Genomic DNA, 18,804 nt, shown 5'->3' with positions numbered 1-18,804 from the left:
ACGAAATTGGACGAAAACAAGATTGTGCTGCTACGAGCTGGAAATAGAGATGGCATTATCGGCCATGGGTTCCAAACTTTCAACCGTAACTTTTACCTCTCCCATGAGTGATCGCATATACCTCTCTGCCCCAGACATGACTTCGATTGAGCGTGACGCGCTGCTGGCTGCGTTCGATTCCGGCTGGGTTGCGCCAATGGGGCCGCATTTGACGGAGTTCGAGGAGGCGTTGTGCCGCATCACCGGAGCAGGGCATGCCGTAGCGCTTGCTTCGGGAACCGCCGCGCTGCACCTAGCGCTTTTGGAGTGCGGGGTGACGCCCGGCGACCGTGTCTACTGCTCGACGCTTACTTTTGTGGCTTCTGTGAATGCGATCCGCTACTGCGGGGCCACACCGGTATTCATCGATTGCGAATCGAGGAGTTGGCAGATGGACCCTGGCCTGCTTGCCGAAGCGCTGAAGCGCGACGCCGCTTCCGGGCATTTGCCGAAGGCCGTACAGGTCGTGGATGTCTATGGGCAGTGTGCGGATTACGATGCGATTGAAAAGCTGTGTGGTGAATATGGCGTCACTCTAGTGGTGGATGCATCCGAGGCGCTCGGCGCGACCCACGGTGAGCGTGGCGCTGGCTCGATTGGCCAAGCTGCCGTTCTGTCTTTTAACGGCAATAAGCTGGTGACAACGTCTGGTGGCGGGGCATTGTTGACCAACGACGAGAAAATCGCGGCCCATGCCCGTCATTTGGCGACTCAGGCGCGTGCGCCGGTTCGGGAATACCTGCATCACGAAATTGGCTACAATTACCGCATGAGTAATCTACTGGCGGGCCTGGGGTTAGGCCAGCTGTCCCGGCTGGAAGCCATCATTGCCCGGCGTCGTGCAATCTTTAATCGGTATCTGGAAGCGTTGGGAGCGGTTGATGGCGTGTCATTCATGCCAGAGGCTCCCTGGGGACGCTGTAATCGTTGGTTGACCTGTTTGACGCTAGAGGAGCGTGCGCATTGCACTGCCAGTGACTTAATCGACGCGCTGGAAGCGGAAAACATTGAAGCGCGCCCGGTGTGGCGCCCAATGCATCGGCAGCCGGTCTGCGCGGAATTCGAGGTTATTGGCGGCAGTGTGGCGGACCGGCTTTATGAGACCGGTGTTTGCCTGCCCAGTGGCGGTGGCATGACCGCTGAACAGCAGGATCGCGTGATCGCTGTGGCCGGTCGTTGTCTGGGCCTCTGATGCTGAAGTTGGAAACGACATTGCCTGTGAGCTAGAAATACTTTTTCTCGATTGGATATTTAATGAAACGCGGAATCCGCAGAACCCGACTCATCCACTGGGCTTCGATCCTGGTAGCCAGCGCTTTTTCGCTCTTTCTAGCCTATCAGATTCGTTTCGAGTTTAGTCTACCAGTGGAGCCAGTCAACTGGCAGTCACGCATGTGGGAGACGATGCAGTGGATTTTGCCGCTGGAGTACATTGTCTTTTACGCCTTTGGCTTGTTTTCTCCGCTGGTGGCTCGTTTTCGCTGGTGGGACTTCATGCGCATTACCTTGTCCATAGGCCTGTTGAGCTGCTTTTTGCTCTATCTATGGTTTATCTTTTCGGGCGATAAAACGGCTCCGCGCTCGGTCATCTTAATCAACGGGCTGCTTCTTTTTGTATCGTTGAGCTTTATCATGGCTTTGTCCACGAGCCTGCGGCAAATCCTGACCGGAAACTTGGCTGAGCTGCCGGTGCAAGCGTCACGTGTGGTGCTGGTTGGCACGGGCTTTTTATCGTATCAACTGATTGAGCAGACCCGTAGTCATCGTGGTTTTGGCATGCGGGTTGTCGGGTTGATCAGCAGTCGCCGGAAACTGCTGAGCGGTCAGCATTGGCAAGGCGTGCCGGTGGGTGGGGGGATTGCGCAATTAGAGCAGATATGTCGCCGCTTTGACCCGAACCGCATCATCATCACGGATCCAGAGCTGCCTGCGGAGCAGATACGGGATTTGGTCTGGAAATGCCGTCGCTTGCACGTGCCGCTTTACATCGTGCCCAGCGTGCAGGAAATGCCCAATGGCGTCTTGCGGGTGGATGCGATTCGCCCCGTTGGGCTAGACGACGTGTTGGGGCGCAATTCGCTGGAAATTGACCTGCCTCGCATTCACCGGTTGCTGGGCAACAAACGTGTGTTGGTAACCGGCTCCGGGGGCAGCATTGGCAGCGAGTTAGCGCGCCAGATTTTGGCCATGGGCCCCAGCAAACTCCTGATTCTGGATAACTCCGAAGTTGCGCTGTTTCAGATCGAGCAAAGGCTGCGGCAGGAGGACAATGGGCATTTGGTCTTTCCTGTCTTGGCGGATGTTCGAGATGAGGCGACCATGGAAGCCATTTTCAAGGCTGAGCGACCGGAGATTATCTTCCACTCCGCTGCTTTGAAGCACGTGCCGATGATGGAGCTTTTTCCCGCTGAGGGCTTCCGGACAAACACCCTCGCGACGAACGATTTGGCGGACTTGGCGACGAGCTATGGCGCTGAGCGGATGGTCTTCATTTCCACGGATAAGGCGATTAACCCTTCGAGTTTGATGGGCGCTTCCAAACGCCTTGCCGAGCAATTGTTGCAGTCGCGGCCTCGGGGCAATGGCGGGCCGGCCTTTGTGGCGGTGCGTTTTGGCAATGTGATTGGGTCGTCGGGCAGTGTGGCCCCGATCTTTGACCGGCAGATTGCCGGGGGCGGGCCGGTGACGGTCACTCATCAGGATGTGACCCGCTATTTCATGTCCATTCCTGAAGCGGTTGGGCTGGTGCTGCAAAGCGCCACGCAGGGCAGTGGCGGCGAGATCTTCATGCTCGATATGGGAAAGCCTTTGAAGGTGATGGAGGTCGCGCGCCTGATGATCGAAATGCGTGGGTTGGAGCCCGGCAGGGATATCACCATCGAAATTATTGGCCTGCGCCCAGGCGAAAAACTTTTCGAAGAACTCAGCTACGATGCGGAGATTCATGAAACGACCACCCACCCCAAAGTTTACCGGCTGACAGCCGCTCCACTTTCCGCTGAGGAAGCAGCAAGGCTGCTTGCCCAGATTAAGGACTTGGCCTCAATGAACGATTCAGAGCAAATCCGCTCTGCAGTCCTGGACATACTCCCCGAATATCTCTACAGTGATGGGCGTGAAGTGCATGATCCAGAGAAGGTTTGAGCATTTTTCTATGTCGCAGATGCCCTAAGCGCTCAATTATTAATATTACAGTTGAAAACTAAACTTGGGCTAGTTTCCTTAAGCGCATAGAAGACGCCACTACAGTGCCAAAAAGCAAACGCAGTCCAACCCGACTTGGGCTGATATTGGCAGGTGGTTATATCGTTCTGGCGAGCTTGTATCTGGTGATTTCCACGCTGCTGGTGGCCAATGCCTTTCATGAGGATTCAGGCATGGCGGAGGTCGAATTAGCCAAAGGGCTTATATTCATCTTCATTACCGGCGTGTTCCTTTTCTTGGTGAGCCGTTACCTGATGTCGTTGATTGCCCGGCAATATGAGGAAATCGAAAAACAGCGCCGCTCCATCGAGGTGCTTGACCGTCGCGCGTCATCCGGGTTGTTGGCCAGCGCTATCGGGCATGACGCCAATAACCTGCTCACCGCAGTGCGCATGTCGGTGGATATCCTTGGCCGCGGCGTCGACCCCCAGCGGATGTTATCCATCCTCAATACTGTCAGTGAGTCGCTGGACGAGCTAATGGCCCTTAATCAGCGCTTGGTCCGGGGCGGGCGGGCGGATCAGCCAGGAGAGCTGAAGCCGCGCTGTCTGAAGAACGAATCCGAGCGCGTGATTCACTTTTTAGACCACGATCACCCGGTGTCCCGGCTCAACATTGAATGTCAATCCAAGGGGGACTGCATCGTTCCACTGAACCGGCATCTATACTTCCAGGTGCTGCTTAATTTGCTGACCAATGTCGCGCGGCATGCTGGGGAGGGTTCCCGGGTGCTGATTCGCATTACCGAGTTGGCGGATACAGTCTGCGTGACGGTGGAGGACGACGGGCCAGGCGTGCCCGCGAGTGAGCGCGAGAGCATTTTTGCTCCTTACTATTCGCAACACCCGGAAGGAGCTGGCTTGGGGCTGGCTTCGGCGCGCGCCGCGATGCACCTGCACGATGGCGAGATCGTCTGCTTGGCCTCGAACCTCGGTGGCGCGAAGTTCGAAATGACGTTTCCCAAAAAGTGCTCCTCTGAAGGTGAATGAGGCCTGACGCCATACAGGTGAGTTTTCCTAATATCCTCACGGTTAGTCGCGTCAATCCGGCGCCACTCAGCCTTTGGGGTTGCCTTGGGCTGGAGTGTTTGGCATTCACTAGCGACTTATGAAAGTTTTGGTCGTAGGAGGCGCTGGTTACATTGGCAGTCACTGCGTCCGCCAGCTCATTGCGGCGGGGCATAAACCAGTTGTGTTGGACAACCTGGTCTACGGACACAAGGGGGCGCTGACTCCCGAAGTTCCGTTCTACGAGGGCGACCTTGGCGACAAAGCGTTTGTAGGCAAAGTGCTCAAGGACGAGTCCATTGAGCTGGTCATGCACTTCGCCGCATACTGCTACGTAGGCGAGTCCGTTACCGAGCCCTTCAAGTATTACGAGAACAACGTTGTCGCGACACTGCATCTGCTGGAGGCGATGCATGAAGCCGGTGTGAAGAAGTTTGTCTTCTCCTCGACTTGCGCGACCTATGGCGTGCCTGAGCGTTTGCCAATGACCGAGGACTTGCCGCAGGCGCCGATTAATCCTTATGGCCAGACGAAGCTTGATGTGGAGAATATTCTCAAGGCGCTGAGTCATGCCTACGGGTTGTCTTTTGCCGCGTTCCGCTACTTCAATGCCGCTGGCGCTTCGGTGGATGGCTCTATTGGTGAAGATCACCAGCCGGAAACCCACCTGATCCCGCTCATTATCGACGCAGCCGTTGGCAAGCGCGAGAATATCAAGATTTTCGGCACGGACTACGATACGCCCGATGGCACTTGCCTGCGCGACTATGTCCACGTAGACGACCTTTCCCGCGCGCACATTGCCGTCTTCGACAAACTGAGCGAGCCGGGGCAATCCTTCTTTTATAACCTGGGAACAGGCACGCCGAACTCGGTCCGTGAAGTTATTTCTGCGGTGGAGCGCGTTACGGGCAAGACCGTTCCAGTCGTGGAAGATGTGCGTCGTCCGGGCGACCCGCCCGCGCTTTTTGCCGACTCCACCAAGGCCCAGACAGAACTTGGCTGGAAGGTCGAGTTTGACTCCATTGACAAGATCGTGGAAACCGCTTGGCAGTGGCATTCCGCGCATCCAGACGGCTACGGCGACTAAATTTTCAATCCTCAATACTGACTACTATGCGAGTTCTTGTTACCGGTGGCGCCGGGTTTCTAGGCAGCCACCTTTGCGAACGACTGATTGCCGAAGGCCACAGCGTTATCTGTTTGGATAACTGCTTTACGGGCCGCAAAAAGAACATCGACCACTTGCTGGACTCCCACCAGTTCGAGTTCATGCGCCACGATGTGGTCGATCCCTTCAAGGCCGAGGTTGACCAGATCTACAACCTGGCTTGCCCGGCTTCGCCCGTGCATTACCAATACAACGCGATCAAGACGATCAAGACCTCCGTCATGGGGGCGATCAATTGCCTCGGCCTCGCCAAGCGCGTCAATGCCCGTGTGCTCCAGGCCTCCACTTCGGAGATTTATGGTGACCCCAGCGTGCACCCGCAGCCCGAAACTTATTGGGGCAATGTCAACCCGATCGGCATTCGCTCCTGCTATGACGAGGGCAAGCGCTGCGCCGAAACCCTCTTCTTTGATTATCACCGACAGAACCGCGTGGACATCCGCGTGATGCGGATTTTCAACACCTATGGCCCTCGCATGGACCCGCAGGACGGCCGTGTGGTTTCTAATTTTATCTGCCAGGCTCTGCGCGGCGAGGACATCACCATCTATGGAGATGGTTCGCAGACGCGTTCCTTCTGCTATGTGGACGACAACATCGAGGGCATGATGCGCCTCATGAACAAGGACGGCATTACGGGCCCGATTAACATCGGCAACCCGGGCGAGTTCACCATCAAGCAGTTGGCCGAAAAGGTCGTCGAGCTCGTTGGCGGCAAGTCGAAGATCGTCTACAAGCCACTGCCGTCGGACGATCCCAAGCAGCGCCAGCCGGACATCACTCTGGCCAAGCAGTACCTCGGCTGGGAGCCCACTGTCCCGCTCGAAGAAGGCTTGAAGAAGACGATTCCTTACTTCGACAGCTTGCTGTCGAAGTGAGATTAAAGTGAGCAAATTAAAAATTAAAGAGAAGGGCTCGGCTGAATTGCCGGGCCTTTTTATATGGCATATCGTTCCTCTGCTAGAGTTGGCATGACGGTTACGAGGGCCTGCATTTGCTCCACCCGGTAATTTCATGTCATGTTTAAGTTCCTGCCTGAACTTTAATTTGCTCACTTTAATTTTTAATTTCCCGGCGCTCGCGCCGGGGAGGGGGGGGCTCCGGCCCGGATTTTTCTTTTCAAAGAACATAAAAATTCCCGCCCGTTCGCCGGGATTCGGCGCAGGTGGGGGTGCAGGCGACTCAGGGGTTGCCTGCGACACGTCGACGCGGCGCTGACCAGGCTGGCATAGGACGTCGCGCGCTCAACGGATTCACACAGAGCTTGGGCGTCGTTCAACTGACTCTTTACACCAATCAGTTGACGAATGGGCCCGTTTGCATGGCGTTGCGGCGCGCGCGGTCCGAATGGCCTCGCATGGCGTCGACTGGGATACCTCAGCGGCGGTCGCTATGGCGGGTGGGAGTGATGATGGGGAGAGTGGTGCATGGTGGTTATAATTGGTGTAGAATTGGAGTGGCAAGGGTTGCGCGGATCGTCTCGATCCGCATTACGTTGCCCCACCGGTTTACCAACAGGATGTAACTGCGGATCGAGACGATCCGCGCAACCTTCAGGAGCTGTAATTGGGAGATTTCCTTTGCTTGCTTAGGTGATCGATTGAATACTAATCATGGAAGATGCGCTCACAACTAAAAAGTGAACGCCCGAGCATTTTATTAGTGAATGGCTCTGACTATTAACCCATGTTGGGAATCAACGACTTCGACTTCGAATTCGGTTCGCATCTCGCTGAAAATGCGCTAGCTTAGCGGGATGATTCGTTGCCTTATGCTTTTCATCGGGATGCTCGGGCTCACTGGTTGCACTTATAATGTCTACTATGCGCCGTTGAATAACCCTGAGACGCCAGCTGGCGAGGAATTGGCGCAGCAAATGGCTGCGCGTGGGCCGATTAGCCCGCAAGAGGTGACGCTGTTTCTGGTGCAGCGGCCGGAAAAACGCTACCGGGAGCTTGGCGTGATCAGCATCCCGACCTATCAGAGCGTGCCTGACGAGGAGGCGTTGTTTCAGCATTTCCGGGCGAAGGCGGCGGAGGTCGGCGCGGATGGCGTCATCATCATGGACCCGCAGACGACCATCGACACCTGGAGTTCGCCGACTTACATCACGGACTGGGGCGTCATTTATCAGGACACCGTGCGCTCGCGCTCGATTTTCCGCGGTATGGCGATCCAGTTTGTGGAATAAGGTCTGAGCGCATTGTGGCCATTGGATTAGACAAACGTCGAACAATTGGCTAAGGTCCGTGTCAGGATTTCTAGCAGGATGCGACGTAACTGATTCATGAAAAAAAATTTGCGTATTTTAGCCCTCTGGCTGGTGGGAGTTGTAGCGCTGGCGGCGGCCCCGCAGCGGAGTCAGCATGTGGAGGCCGAGCTGGTTTCCTATGTCTCGAGCGTGCAGCCAGGAGCGACTTTTTGGGTGGCGCTGCGGATGAAAATGGACCCGCATTGGCACACATACTGGGAAAACCCGGGTGACGCGGGCATCAAGACTACGGTTACCTGGCAGGATTTGCCGACGGGGGTGGAGATCGGTGAAATTCATTGGCCGACGCCCAAGGTTTTCAGCCAGGAAGGCATCATGAATTACGTCTACGAGGACGAGGTGTTCCTGATGATGAAAGTTTCGCTCTCGCCAGATCTCGCCGGTCGGACTTTGGCGCTGAAGGCGCGGGCTGATTGGCTGGAATGTGATGACAAAATGTGCGTGCCGGGCGGCGTGGATCTGGCGTTGGATTTGCCGATCTCCAAGATGTCCCCGGAACTGACCGAGTGGGCGCCGCAACTTGACGAAACGCGTGAAAAACGTTGGCCGCAGCCAATGCCCGACGCCTGGGCCGCCACGGCTTCACAGAGTGGCGATGTGGTGACTTTAACCCTGACGCCCAAGGCCGCTGCAGCAGGGGTTGACCCGGGCGAACTGATCTTTTTCTCCGTCAACGCCTACATCGATCCGGCGTCAGAGCAGACCGTTCAGCGCGACGCGGATGGCGTCATCAAGATTAGCCTGACGGAGAGTGAATTTTTTGGCGGAGATCAACCCACGACCCTGCCAGGCGTCATCCGCGCGGCGAATGGCTGGCTGCCCGATGGTGGCGTCATTGGCCTGTCGGTTGACCCGACACTGAGCGCTGGCAGTGCGCCGGTGGCTGAGCCAAGCGGTGATGCTGCGCCGACGAGCGGTGAATCGACGCCGACCGCAGGAGAGGGCGGCGCCTCATGGGTTGGGCTGATCCCGTTGGCGTTCATTGGCGGCATGATTTTAAACCTGATGCCCTGCGTGTTCCCGGTGATCGGGCTGAAGGTGATGGGCTTTGTGAGCCAGGCGGGCGAGTCGCACCGCAAAGTGATTGTCCATGGCCTCGTCTACACGCTGGGCGTGCTGGTGAGCTTTTGGGCGATTGGGCTGTTGTTTGAGCCAGTGCATCAGACGTTTATGAGCTCGGGTGACATTGCAGGCGGTTGGGCCTCCTGGCTGACGCCTAAGTTTGTGACGTTCCTCATCGTGCTGGTGTTTGTTTTCAGCCTGAGTTTGAGCGGTCTGTTTGAATTCGGCGTTTCGGCGGTCGGCCTGGGATCGCAGTGGAGTTCGCGCGCCGGGCTGGTGGGCACATTTTGCTCGGGGCTGTTTGCCGTGGCGGTTGGCGCGCCGTGCGCCGCGCCGTTTCTGGCGCCCGTGCTGGGGGCCTTGGTGAAAACCTCCTTTGTGCAGCGTGAAGTGCTGCTAACGGTGATCGGGCTGGGCCTGGCGTTCCCCTATTTGCTCTTTTCGTTCTTCCCGCAACTGACGCGCAAACTGCCCAAACCGGGCGCCTGGATGGAAACGTTTAAGCAAGGGATGGCGTTTCTGCTGTATGCCACGGTGGCGGCGCTGGTGTGGGTGCTGGCCGATCAGGTGGAGCCTTACACGTTGCTGGCGGTGCTGTTCGGCCTGGTGCTGGCGGCGATGGGCTGCTGGATTTTTGGGCGCTGGGGCACACTGCTCAAGTCCAAGGCCGTGAGGTGGACGGCGACTGCGGCGGCGTTACTGCTTATTTGTGGTCCGCTGGCGTTTGCGTGGTCGAAGATCAGCGAAGACGAGCGTCGGGCGGCGCTGATTGAGCAGGCTAAGGAATCCGGCGAGCAACTGGACTTCCTGGTCTGGGAAAAGTGGTCGCCGGAAGCGGTGCAGGATTTACTCGCCGAAGGGCGGCCCGTCTATATTGACTTCACGGCGCGCTGGTGCGCAACCTGCCAAGTCAACAAGCGTGTCTACAACGACTTGGACCTCGTGCGGGAATTCCAGAAATACAATGTCGCCACGTTGAAGGCGGATTGGACGGACCACAATGCGGAGATTGCCCGCGCCTTGTCCGAATTTGATCGCAGCGCAGTGCCTTTTAATATTTTATATATCCCTGGTCGCGAGAAGCCAGTGATTTTGCCAGAGCTGCTAACCGACGCTAATGTGCGTGCTGCATTGGCCGAGATTGGCCCTGAAGGCGTTTAATTTGATCAGATTTTCTGATGTGGTTCCCGTATCGAAGTTAGGGGAAAAAGTCATTTTTATGCGTGCAAAAGTAAAACTTTAGCTTCATGCTTCAAAACGTTCGTTTAATTAGCCTCGTTGAAACAAATTTTGAAAAAAAGTCACTATCAGCTCTAAAGCTATTGAGCTAACTGACGATATATCCTCACATCAGAGAGAATTTTCTCGGGCGCAAGCCCGACGGAATGATAACACAGTAGAGATGGCGGGAGGTCCCCCTTGGGAGAGGGGGGCCTCTATTTTTTTATGGCTGGCAAATCTCGTTAGCTGATAACACTGATGTTGCTGAAGATTAGGCTGAGCCGACGCGGAAGCTTTGGCGTTTCAGCTCGTCACGCAATTGCTGGAGTTCGACTCGCTCTTCCTCAAGCTCTTTCGCTTTATCGCAGATCAGGTCTTCCATTTCACGCAGATTGCGTTCGCGCTCGTCAAACTGCTGTGCCCGCTCGCTGGACTGGAGCAGGTGCTGCATCGTCTGGTGGAGTGACTCCACCATTTCCGCGAGCTGATGGAGCTGCGTGGGAATGGTTTGGTGTTTTTCCAGAGCCTTCGACAGGTTTTGTGGAAATGGGGTGACGGACTTTGTGTCCGCTTCATGGCCGATGCCTCCACGAAAGACGGTGACATGACCGCGGGAGAGCATTTTGCGACGGGGAGGCGAGGGGAGTGTCAGTTTGCGCCAATTATCGGGGTTGGCGGCGTCATCCTGGGCGTGGCAGAGCTGATATTTGCAACGCGGGCTGCTGCGAAATGCGGACTCGATGGCCAGCAGGGTAATCGGCTCGGGCTGAGTGACGCCGTCCGTGGCCAACCACCACTGATCATGAAGGGATTGGTCGATGAGCCGTTGACGCATTTCGCTGATGGTAGTGTTCTCACTCATGGTTGGCTGGTTTGGTTGGGGTGCTTGGCGTTAAATCGATGTCCCTGTTGGCCGGAGTCGCATGGTGGCCCTGAGATGGCGGGAGGTCGATTAATGGAACGCTATTGTAGCATATCTAATGTTAACTATAGATTAAGCGCTTCCGGCTAGGCGCAAAAAAACCGCCCGGATGACTCCAGACGGCAATTTTGAAAGGATTTAAGCGGAAGCTTAGGCTTCGGTCTTTTCCTCGGCGCCTTCTTCGGCAACTTCCTCGATCGGGTTTTCGGAAACGACTTCCCATTCGAGTTCGTAGGAGACTTCGGGGTGAAGCTTCACCTTGGTGGTGTGCTTGCCGAGAGTCTTAACCGGAGTGTGGAGGTTGAGCTGCTTGCGCTCGACTTCGATGCCGTCTTCCTTGAGGCGGTCAACGAGGTCTTGGGAAGTGACGGAGCCGAACATCTTGCCGCCTTCGCCGGTCTTCACGGCGATGGCGATGGAGACGGTTTCGAGGCGGGCGAGGACTTGCTCAGCGTGCTCGCGCTCTTGCTTGAGGCGGGCTTCCTTGCGGGCCTGGAGGGCTTCGATGTGCTTCTTGTTGGCGCGGTTGACCGGGAGGGCCAGCTTGCGCGGCAGCAGGAAGTTGCGGGCGTAACCAGCCTTAACGGAGACTTGGTCGCCTTCGTGGCCGAGGTTCTCGACGGGCTCGAGGAGTAAAACGTCTTGGTTCATTGGTAAATTGCGTCTCGGGGGTTACTTCTTGCGGCCGGCTTCGATGAGGCGCTTTTCCTTAACCTCGGTAGCCTTCTTACCAATGCGCTCACGCAGGTAGTAGAGGCGAGCCTTGCGGGTGATGGACTCACGGTCGACTTCGATCTGGTCGATGTTCGGGCTGTGAATCGGGAATACCTTTTCGACGCCTTCGCCGAAGCTGATGCGGCGGACCGTGAAGGTTTCACGGATGCCGGAACCCTTGCGGGCGATAACGATGCCAGCGAAAATCTGGATACGTTCCTTGTCGCCTTCGCGAACGCGGGTGTGGACGCGCACGCCGTCACCTACCTTGAAATTGAGGCGGCTGGAGTCGAGTTGGTCCGAGGTGACTTCTTCAAGTGTGGCTTGCATGACTGGTGTTGGAATTACTGGTGGCCTTCGGTGTCGGAGTTTTCCAACAGGTCGGGCCGGCGTTCTTTGGTTTTTAAATAGCTTTGTTCCTGCCTCCACGCTGCGATTTTCGCATGGTCGCCACTAAGCAAGACTTCGGGAACTTTCATTCCGCGGTACTCAGCTGGACGCGTGAATTGAGGAAAACCGAGGAAAGTGTCGTGAAAGGAGTCCTGCGTCAAGGATTTTTCTTCACCTAAAACGCCGGGCACATAACGGGCCACGCAATCGATCAAAACACAGGCCGGCAGGGTGCCGTTGGTCAGCACGTAATCGCCGATGGAGACCTCCCGCGTGATCAGCGTGTCGCGGACCCGCTGGTCGATACCCTCGTAGTGGCCGCTCACGAGCACAAGGTGTTCTTTCTGAGCGAGTTCCTTCACCAGCGGCGTGTTGAGCTGCTCGCCGTCGGGGCATAGATAAATGACCTCCGCGCCCGGCGTGGCGACCTCTTCTATCGACAGAAAGAGCGGCTCGGGCGACAGCAGCATCCCCGCGCCCCCGCCAAATGGGCGATCGTCGGCGGTTTTGTGCTTATTTTGGGACCAATCGCGTAAATCGTGCACGCCAACCTCCAGCAGGCCTTTCTTGGCGGCCTGCCCGAGCATGCTTTCCTGCAAGTAGCCCTCGGCCATGCGAGGGAAAAGGGTGATTAGGTCGAAGCGCATGGGTGGATTGGTGGCTGGATGGAACGATTTTTTTAACCGCAGAGGACGCGGAGAGCGCAGAGCTGTTGGATTGGATCAGTGATGAAGTTTCTTTTCTTGAGCGCTGTTAAGGAGATTACTGCCATTTGGACAGATTGATATACAAAAACAAGCGATGAAGAGGCATGCCGCTAGCGCCAAGTAGTATGTCGGGAAAGAAATGATTGGAGCTGTGCCTTCAGGTGGACCCGAGAAAAGCATGGTCGCGAATCCTGGTTCTGCGCCCACGATGCCATCCATTGGTTCCCAGACCATAAATTTTGGCTGCATGATTAAATCGATTAGAGGGGTCTCGTTAAAAGACTTGATCCAAAGAATTGTTTTTGCAAAATCAAAGACGAAGATGCAACTGGCTATCGTTATTAGCCCCAGCACAACGAGCTGAGCGACGGATTTCAGATCCTTTAAGCTCGTGTGCATAGTTATTTATCTGGCGGTCTCTGCGTCCTCCGCGTTCTCTGCGGTTTTAAAACAACGTCTAGCCCTCTCTTGCCAACAAAAAACCCCGGCGCGAACGCCGGGGCCGAAATGCAGGACAGGAAGTCTGATGCAATCGAAGCTTAGGCTTCGACGGCGGCGGCTTCTGCGCGACGGGCGCGGTTGATCAGGCTGCGTGCAGTGTCGGTCGCCTTGGCGCCAACGCTGACCCAGTAGTCAACGCGCTCGAGGTTGATCTTCAATTCGGCGTCGTTCCCGCGTGCGCAGGGGTTGTAGTTGCCAAGAACTTCGTTGTGACGGCCGTCGCGACGGTTGCTCGCTTCAGCAACCACGATGCGGTAGACCGGATTGTGGGTGGCGCCGTGACGCTGGAGTCGGATTTTGAGTGCCATGATTAAATGAGGACTGAAAAGTGTTTTCGAGTGCTGGATTAAATGGAAAACAGAGGAAAAAATAGGTTGCCGCCACCCCTGTCAAGCCGCATTTAATTCAAAACTACTGTATTTTCTCTCATGGACGCTGAATCGATCATTCAGAATTTTGGGCTTGAGCCTTTGCCTCATGAGGGCGGCTGGTTTCGCCGCATTTATACCGACGATGCGCAAATCCCGAGTGGAGTCAAGGGCCCGCCTGGCGCTTTATCATCGATGATCTACTACTTGATCACGGCCGAGGGTTACTCAGCCATGCACCGGCTGATCCGCTCCACCGAGACTTTTCACTGGCACGCGGGCGACCCGATGGAGCAGCTGTTGCTCTACCCTGATGGGAGCGGCGAAAAGATCACGCTGGGTAATGATTTCGACTGCGGTCATGCGCCAATGTCGATTGTGCCGCGCGGCGTTTGGCAGGGTGCGCGTTTGTCAGATGACACCGCGTATTACGGTTTCGCCTTCATGTCGGTGGTGGTCACGCCGGAATTTATTTGGGACGACTTTGCCCTTGGCGATCCAGACACGTTGGTCGAAGAATATCCAGAGTGGCGGGACGCCATTTTAAAGCTTTCGCGATAGCGGCGCAGCAGAGGCTAAGCTTGTGCGAAGTAGTCCGGTTCGTTGCCGGGCTTCCACTTGATGTTGCAGCCGATGGACGGCTTTTGCACGTCGTCGACGATACGTTCGCCCTCGAGGGTGGCGTCCAAGGCGGTGCGCAGGTCGCTGCCGGTCACGAAAATGCCGTTGCCGGGGCGAGAGTCGTCAAACTGGCCGCGATAGCAGAGGTAGCGGTCGCGGTTGAAGACATAAAAGTCTGGCGTGCAGGCGGCGCGATAGGCTTTGGCGACTTCCTGCGATTCGTCAAAAAGGTAGGGGAAGGTGTAACCGGCTTCGAAGATCTGGGACTTCATTTTTTCCGGGCTGTCATCCGGATAGCTCTCCACGTCGTTGGCGTTGATGGCGATTACGGCGACTCCGCGGTCGTGGTATTCGTCGGCCAGGCGCGCGAAATCGCGGCGAATGTGGAAAACGTAAGGGCAGTGATTGCAGATGAACGCAATGAGGTAAGCCGAGGCGCCGTCGAACTGCCCCAGGGAAACGGTGTTCCCATCCGCGTCGGGTAACGCGAATTCCGGGGCGGGGGTTCCCAAGGGGAGCATAGTAGAATTTACCGCTGCCATTAGGAATGATCGTAGGGATCTGGTCCGGCAAATCAATTCAAAACGAGCGTTTTAAAACCGTGGTGGAATCCATCATTGCGCAATGGGTTTTTCCGTGATACATCGCCATGCGATGAAACTTCAATACCTTGGCCATTCTGCGTGCCTGCTGGAAGTAGCGGGCGCTAAACTGTTGTTTGATCCATTTTTGTCGGGCAATGAAAAGTGCAACGTCGCTCCAGCGGACGTGAAGTGCGACTTCATTTTGCTCTCGCATGGGCACCAGGACCACGTGGGCGATGCGGTGGAAATCGCCTTGGCCAATGACGCGACGATTATTGCCAATTTCGAACTCGCGAGCTTTCTCAACGCCAAGCACGGCGTGAAGATCAGCCCGTTGAATCCGGGGGGCGGCGTGGACTTCCCCTTTGGTCGTGTGAGCTTCACCTTTGCCTACCACAGCTCCAGTTATCCGGACGAGAACGGCCTGCCGATTTACATGGGGCAACCTGCTGGCATCGTGGTCACGGCCGAGCGGAAAAGCTTTTACCACGCTGGCGACACGGGCCTGTTCGGCGACATGAAGCTCATCGGCGACAAGTTTGACATCGAGCTGGCGATGCTCCCGATTGGCGACCGTTTCACCATGGGGCCGGACGACGCCGTCACTGCTTGTGAGCTCCTTCGCCCGCGCTACGTGGTGCCCATGCACTACAATACCTTTCCGGGCATGATCGACCAGAATCCGGAGGCGTTTGCCGACAATGCTGCCTCTACGGGCGTCGAAGTCTGCATTATGGAATGCGGCGACGTGGTCGAATTTTAGCGCGGCCTCTTTTTATCTTTCCGCTTAAGGCGGCACGCCTCGCCAACTGCATTCTTGAAGGTCGCTGCGGCTTGGTCCGGCAATGCAAAGTGAAAATGCGCTAACCATTTAGACAAAGTTTCGGGTGACGTTTCACTTGCCCTTGGCGCGCGTGAGGTTTTAGCTTCGGGGTTTATGAAAACCGCCACCGCTGATAGCCTCATCGAATCTTTCAAGCAGGCCGGACAAGGCCAGGTGTTCCGTTATTGGGATGACTTGGATGACGCCGGCAAGGCCGCACTCGTCGAGCAAGCCGGGTTGATCGACCTGCAGGAAATCGCCCGTCTGAACGAGACCCTCGTCCTCGGTGGCAATGCGCATGGTGTGGATTTGAGCGATTTGAGCCCCGCGCCTTACATCCCCCGCCCCGAGCGCGGCGGCGATCCGCAGCAGTGGCATAAAGCCCGCATGCAGGGCGTGGCGGCGCTGGAAGCCGGTCGGGTCGCGGCCTTTACCGTGGCGGGCGGCCAGGGAACGCGCCTGGGATACGACGGGCCCAAGGGCACTTATCCGGTGACGCCGATTCGCGAGGCCACGCTGTTTCAAGTATTCGCGGAAAAGATTTTTGCGGCCCGCGCGCGCTATGGCGCCGACATTCCGTGGTTCCTGATGACGAGTAACCTCAACCACGAGGCCACCGTCGCATTTTTTGAGGAAAACGACTTTTTCGGCCTCGGCTCGGACACCGTAAGCTTTTTCAAGCAGGGGTTGATGCCCGCCGTTGATTTGGAGGGCAAGATCATCCTGGCCAACAAAGATGAGATCGCGATGAGCCCGGACGGCCATGGCGGCTCCCTACGCGCCCTGGTTCGCAGCGGCGCGACGGCCAAAATGAAGGAAGCCGGCATCGACATCATTTCCTACTTCCAGGTGGACAATCCGCTGGTTAAATTCCTCGATCCGGCATTGATCGGCTTCCACATCCAGGTCGGGAGCGAGATGTCTTCCAAGATGCTGCCCAAGGCGTACCCGAAGGAAAAAGTCGGCCACTTCTGTAAGCAGCACGGGCGCACGGTCGTCGTGGAATACAGTGACATGCCGGATGAGCTCGTTGAGCAGACCAACGAAAAAGGCGAGCTGCGCTACATCGCGGGCTCTATCGCGATCCACGTGCTGGATCGGGCATTTGTGGAGAGCATGGGGGGGGACAACCCCGACGCCGCGCTGCCTTTCCACCGCGCCGATAAGAAAGTCGCCACGTTGGATGAGAACGGCGAACCCTTTAAGCCGGAGACGCCCAATGGCGTGAAGTTTGAAATGTTTGTGTTCGACGCACTGCCATTCGCCAAGAATCCGGTGATCATTGAAACGGCGCGTGAAGAAGATTTTGCCCCGGTCAAAAACGCGGAGGGCCTTGACTCCCCGCAGACCTGTAAGGAAGCCCAATTGGCGGAGTTTGCCGCCTGGGCCAAGGCCGCTGGTGTGGACATTGAAACGGACGAAAAGGGCTTGCCCAGCATTACGTTTGAAATCACGCCGAAGTTCGCCGACAGCGTGGAGGCATTCGTCAACCGCTGGCAGTCGCTCAACCCGAAGCCCAAGATCAAGGAAGGCGCGATCCTGGACGCCTAAGTCGTGTTTTCTTGAGTGCTTGCGCCGCTGGCGGAATCCACGCTTGCCAGCCAGCGAGCCAAGCATAGAACTGTATCGCTTATGCCTCCAGCCGGCGACAACATCTTCCCGTACAACTCCCGCAATGTGCGCAGCGCATCGCGCGCGTTGATCATTGAGGATGGCAAGCTGTTGGCGATCAAGATGAAGCGTCCTCGCGAAAAGGAGGTCTTCTACATCTTGCCGGGGGGAGGGCAGCAGCACGGGGAAACCCTGGTGACGTCACTCATGCGTGAGTGCCGGGAAGAGATCGGCATCGAGCCGATCGTCGGCACGGTCGCCTATGTGCGCGAATACATTGGGCGGAACCATTCGTTTGCCAGTAAGCACAAGCACTTCCATCAGTTGGAGGTTGTGTTCTTCTGTCGCCTTCCCGAGGGCGTGACCATCGACCTGAGCACCAACGGCGACAAGAACCAGATTGGCATTGAGTGGCTTCCGCTGGAGGACCTGCCTAAGGCGAATTTTTATCCGCGCAAGATACTGGAATTTATCCGTGAAGGCGCCTTGTCGGTCGATCCGATTTACCTTGGGGACATTAATTAGCGCCTGATTGGGGCGGCCAGTCCCCGACCATCTCCGGCGGGTCAAAATACGACTCGAAAACGCCGATGTTGAGCTCTGCTTTCTCCAGTTCGATTTTGGAAATGACTTTGTCGTCGACTGTGAAATCAATCTCGTAGGGAATCGTGAGCCAACCGAGTTTACGGTAGTCTTTGAATTGAGTCACGTTCTGCTTGCCGTCGGCGTTGGTCGTCACGATCTGCTTTTCGACATAGGTCTCGGGGTCGATCCAATAGACGGCTTCCCGTTGGCCGGGAAGGATGACTTTGACACGGTGGTAAACGACGCCATCGAGCATTTCATCAGACATGCGCGAGACGACATTGGGATCATCCCGGTAAATCCAGATCGGGCTGATGATGATAGAATCGCGGATCACACTGTCGCGTTCATCGCCGGTTACCCGATAGTTTTCGGGATGGCCGCCGTATTGGCGCCAGGCTTCAACGCCATTGGTGTAGGTCACGAGCTCCAGATCGTTTGTTGCAATGCTGAAGCGGCTGCTGCTGGGAACGCGTTTGATTTGCTGGAATTCGAGTTCCTCGTCATTTTGGTGGATTACCCCTTTTAGTCGGAGGCTGCGGATTTGGTCAATTTTATCCGGGCCGCCCTGCGCTGCGCCGTAGCGGTCAATGAGCTCCTGCAAGTCGCGGGGGGCGTTGTCGTATTGGATCAACTCCAGAGTCTCGGCATCGGGTTCTGGCTCCACATCGAGCAACGCAGCCTCGGTGACGGTGTCCTCCGGTTTCCATTGATTCATCAACCAGATAGCCCCGACAGCGAGGATAAGCAACATGAACGCCGCCGCCAGAAAGAGGGGCATGCGTGAGCGTCTTTTTTTGTAACGAACTGCCACAGGCACCAAGCTTGTAACCCACGCCTTTGAGTCAACAATGTAACACGCGAAGCGGGATAAAATATCAGCCTTCAGACAATCTCTGGAGCACTTTTCATCTAGATTGGCCGAATCAGGTGGGGTAGAGATTGGATGCAGCGCAAGGCGGCTTTGATTGAGCGGGCTGGAAGCCCGTGATTGAAATGCCA

General features: G+C 56.4%; 19 protein-coding genes. 11 read left to right on the top strand and 8 right to left on the bottom strand.

Features of this window, described 5'->3' with window-relative positions; genetic code table 11:
* The first annotated feature begins 103 nt into the window (after positions 1-103).
* The 7 genes from RBB63_RS05205 (at position 104) to RBB63_RS05175 (ending at position 9,916) form a co-directional block, all read left to right on the top strand.
* Positions 104-1,231 carry an aminotransferase class I/II-fold pyridoxal phosphate-dependent enzyme gene (locus RBB63_RS05205; protein WP_309381791.1) on the top strand — a complete coding sequence of 376 codons (1,128 nt, stop codon included), beginning with the start codon at positions 104-106 and terminating at the stop codon, positions 1,229-1,231.
* Between the two features lie 62 nt (positions 1,232-1,293).
* Complete coding sequence (locus RBB63_RS05200; protein WP_309381790.1) at positions 1,294-3,183, top strand: polysaccharide biosynthesis protein; 1,890 nt, start codon at positions 1,294-1,296, stop codon at positions 3,181-3,183.
* A 104-nt stretch (positions 3,184-3,287) separates the two neighbouring features.
* A complete protein-coding gene (locus tag RBB63_RS05195) occupies positions 3,288-4,232 on the top strand; it encodes a sensor histidine kinase (RefSeq protein ID WP_309381788.1) in 945 nt (314 codons plus the stop codon).
* A gap of 118 nt (positions 4,233-4,350) precedes the next feature.
* A complete protein-coding gene (gene galE / locus RBB63_RS05190; protein ID WP_309381786.1) occupies positions 4,351-5,340 on the top strand; it encodes a UDP-glucose 4-epimerase GalE in 990 nt (329 codons plus the stop codon).
* 26 nt (positions 5,341-5,366) lie between these two features.
* Positions 5,367-6,299 (top strand): UDP-glucuronic acid decarboxylase family protein, encoded by a 933-nt coding sequence (locus tag RBB63_RS05185; protein ID WP_309381784.1) that lies wholly within the window; start codon positions 5,367-5,369, stop codon positions 6,297-6,299.
* 878 nt (positions 6,300-7,177) lie between these two features.
* Positions 7,178-7,612 carry a hypothetical protein gene (locus RBB63_RS05180; protein ID WP_309381782.1) on the top strand — a complete coding sequence of 145 codons (435 nt, stop codon included), beginning with the start codon at positions 7,178-7,180 and terminating at the stop codon, positions 7,610-7,612.
* Positions 7,613-7,708: 96 nt separating this feature from the next.
* A complete protein-coding gene (locus RBB63_RS05175) occupies positions 7,709-9,916 on the top strand; it encodes a protein-disulfide reductase DsbD family protein (RefSeq protein ID WP_309381780.1) in 2,208 nt (735 codons plus the stop codon).
* Between the two features lie 331 nt (positions 9,917-10,247).
* Here the strand turns inward: RBB63_RS05175 and RBB63_RS05170 are convergent, their stop codons facing one another.
* The 6 genes from RBB63_RS05170 to rpsP form a co-directional block, all read right to left on the bottom strand.
* Positions 10,248-10,838 (bottom strand): hypothetical protein, encoded by a 591-nt coding sequence (locus tag RBB63_RS05170; protein WP_309381778.1) that lies wholly within the window; start codon positions 10,836-10,838, stop codon positions 10,248-10,250.
* Positions 10,839-11,048: 210 nt separating this feature from the next.
* Positions 11,049-11,549, bottom strand: a complete 501-nt coding sequence (gene rplI / locus RBB63_RS05165) for a 50S ribosomal protein L9 (RefSeq protein WP_309381776.1) — start codon at positions 11,547-11,549, stop codon at positions 11,049-11,051.
* 21 nt (positions 11,550-11,570) lie between these two features.
* On the bottom strand, positions 11,571-11,942 hold the full coding sequence (gene rplS / locus RBB63_RS05160; protein WP_309381774.1) for a 50S ribosomal protein L19: 372 nt from the start codon (positions 11,940-11,942) through the stop codon (positions 11,571-11,573).
* Positions 11,943-11,956: 14 nt separating this feature from the next.
* Positions 11,957-12,649, bottom strand: coding sequence for a tRNA (guanosine(37)-N1)-methyltransferase TrmD (gene trmD, locus RBB63_RS05155; RefSeq protein WP_309381772.1), 693 nt, complete (start codon positions 12,647-12,649; stop codon positions 11,957-11,959).
* A 75-nt stretch (positions 12,650-12,724) separates the two neighbouring features.
* Entirely contained in the window at positions 12,725-13,108 is a 384-nt protein-coding gene (locus RBB63_RS05150) for a hypothetical protein (protein WP_309381770.1), read from the bottom strand.
* Between the two features lie 140 nt (positions 13,109-13,248).
* Entirely contained in the window at positions 13,249-13,518 is a 270-nt protein-coding gene (rpsP, locus tag RBB63_RS05145) for a 30S ribosomal protein S16 (protein WP_309381768.1), read from the bottom strand.
* Positions 13,519-13,638: 120 nt separating this feature from the next.
* On the opposite strand from rpsP, the gene RBB63_RS05140 reads away from it, so the two are divergent.
* Complete coding sequence (locus RBB63_RS05140; RefSeq protein ID WP_309381766.1) at positions 13,639-14,139, top strand: cupin domain-containing protein; 501 nt, start codon at positions 13,639-13,641, stop codon at positions 14,137-14,139.
* Between the two features lie 14 nt (positions 14,140-14,153).
* Here RBB63_RS05140 and RBB63_RS05135 read toward each other — a convergent pair whose 3' ends face one another.
* Positions 14,154-14,741, bottom strand: a complete 588-nt coding sequence (locus RBB63_RS05135; protein ID WP_343219121.1) for a thioredoxin family protein — start codon at positions 14,739-14,741, stop codon at positions 14,154-14,156.
* A 112-nt stretch (positions 14,742-14,853) separates the two neighbouring features.
* On the opposite strand from RBB63_RS05135, the gene RBB63_RS05130 reads away from it, so the two are divergent.
* From RBB63_RS05130 to RBB63_RS05120, 3 genes are all read left to right on the top strand, one after another.
* Positions 14,854-15,546, top strand: a complete 693-nt coding sequence (locus tag RBB63_RS05130; RefSeq protein ID WP_309381762.1) for a metal-dependent hydrolase — start codon at positions 14,854-14,856, stop codon at positions 15,544-15,546.
* Positions 15,547-15,720: 174 nt separating this feature from the next.
* Entirely contained in the window at positions 15,721-17,157 is a 1,437-nt protein-coding gene (locus RBB63_RS05125) for a UTP--glucose-1-phosphate uridylyltransferase (protein ID WP_309381761.1), read from the top strand.
* An 81-nt stretch (positions 17,158-17,238) separates the two neighbouring features.
* Positions 17,239-17,742 (top strand): NUDIX domain-containing protein, encoded by a 504-nt coding sequence (locus tag RBB63_RS05120; RefSeq protein ID WP_309381759.1) that lies wholly within the window; start codon positions 17,239-17,241, stop codon positions 17,740-17,742.
* On the opposite strand, the gene RBB63_RS05115 is transcribed toward RBB63_RS05120, so the two are convergent.
* Positions 17,735-18,583, bottom strand: a complete 849-nt coding sequence (locus RBB63_RS05115) for a hypothetical protein (protein ID WP_309381757.1) — start codon at positions 18,581-18,583, stop codon at positions 17,735-17,737. The two genes, RBB63_RS05120 and RBB63_RS05115, sit on opposite strands and share 8 nt — an antisense overlap.
* Between the last annotated feature and the right edge of the window lie 221 nt (positions 18,584-18,804).

The sequence above is a fragment of the Cerasicoccus frondis genome (genome assembly GCA_031296915.1).
Lineage (GTDB): Bacteria > Verrucomicrobiota > Verrucomicrobiia > Opitutales > Cerasicoccaceae > Cerasicoccus > Cerasicoccus frondis.
The sequence above is the reverse complement of the archived record's forward strand: the minus strand, read 5'-3'. Positions and strand labels throughout refer to the sequence as shown.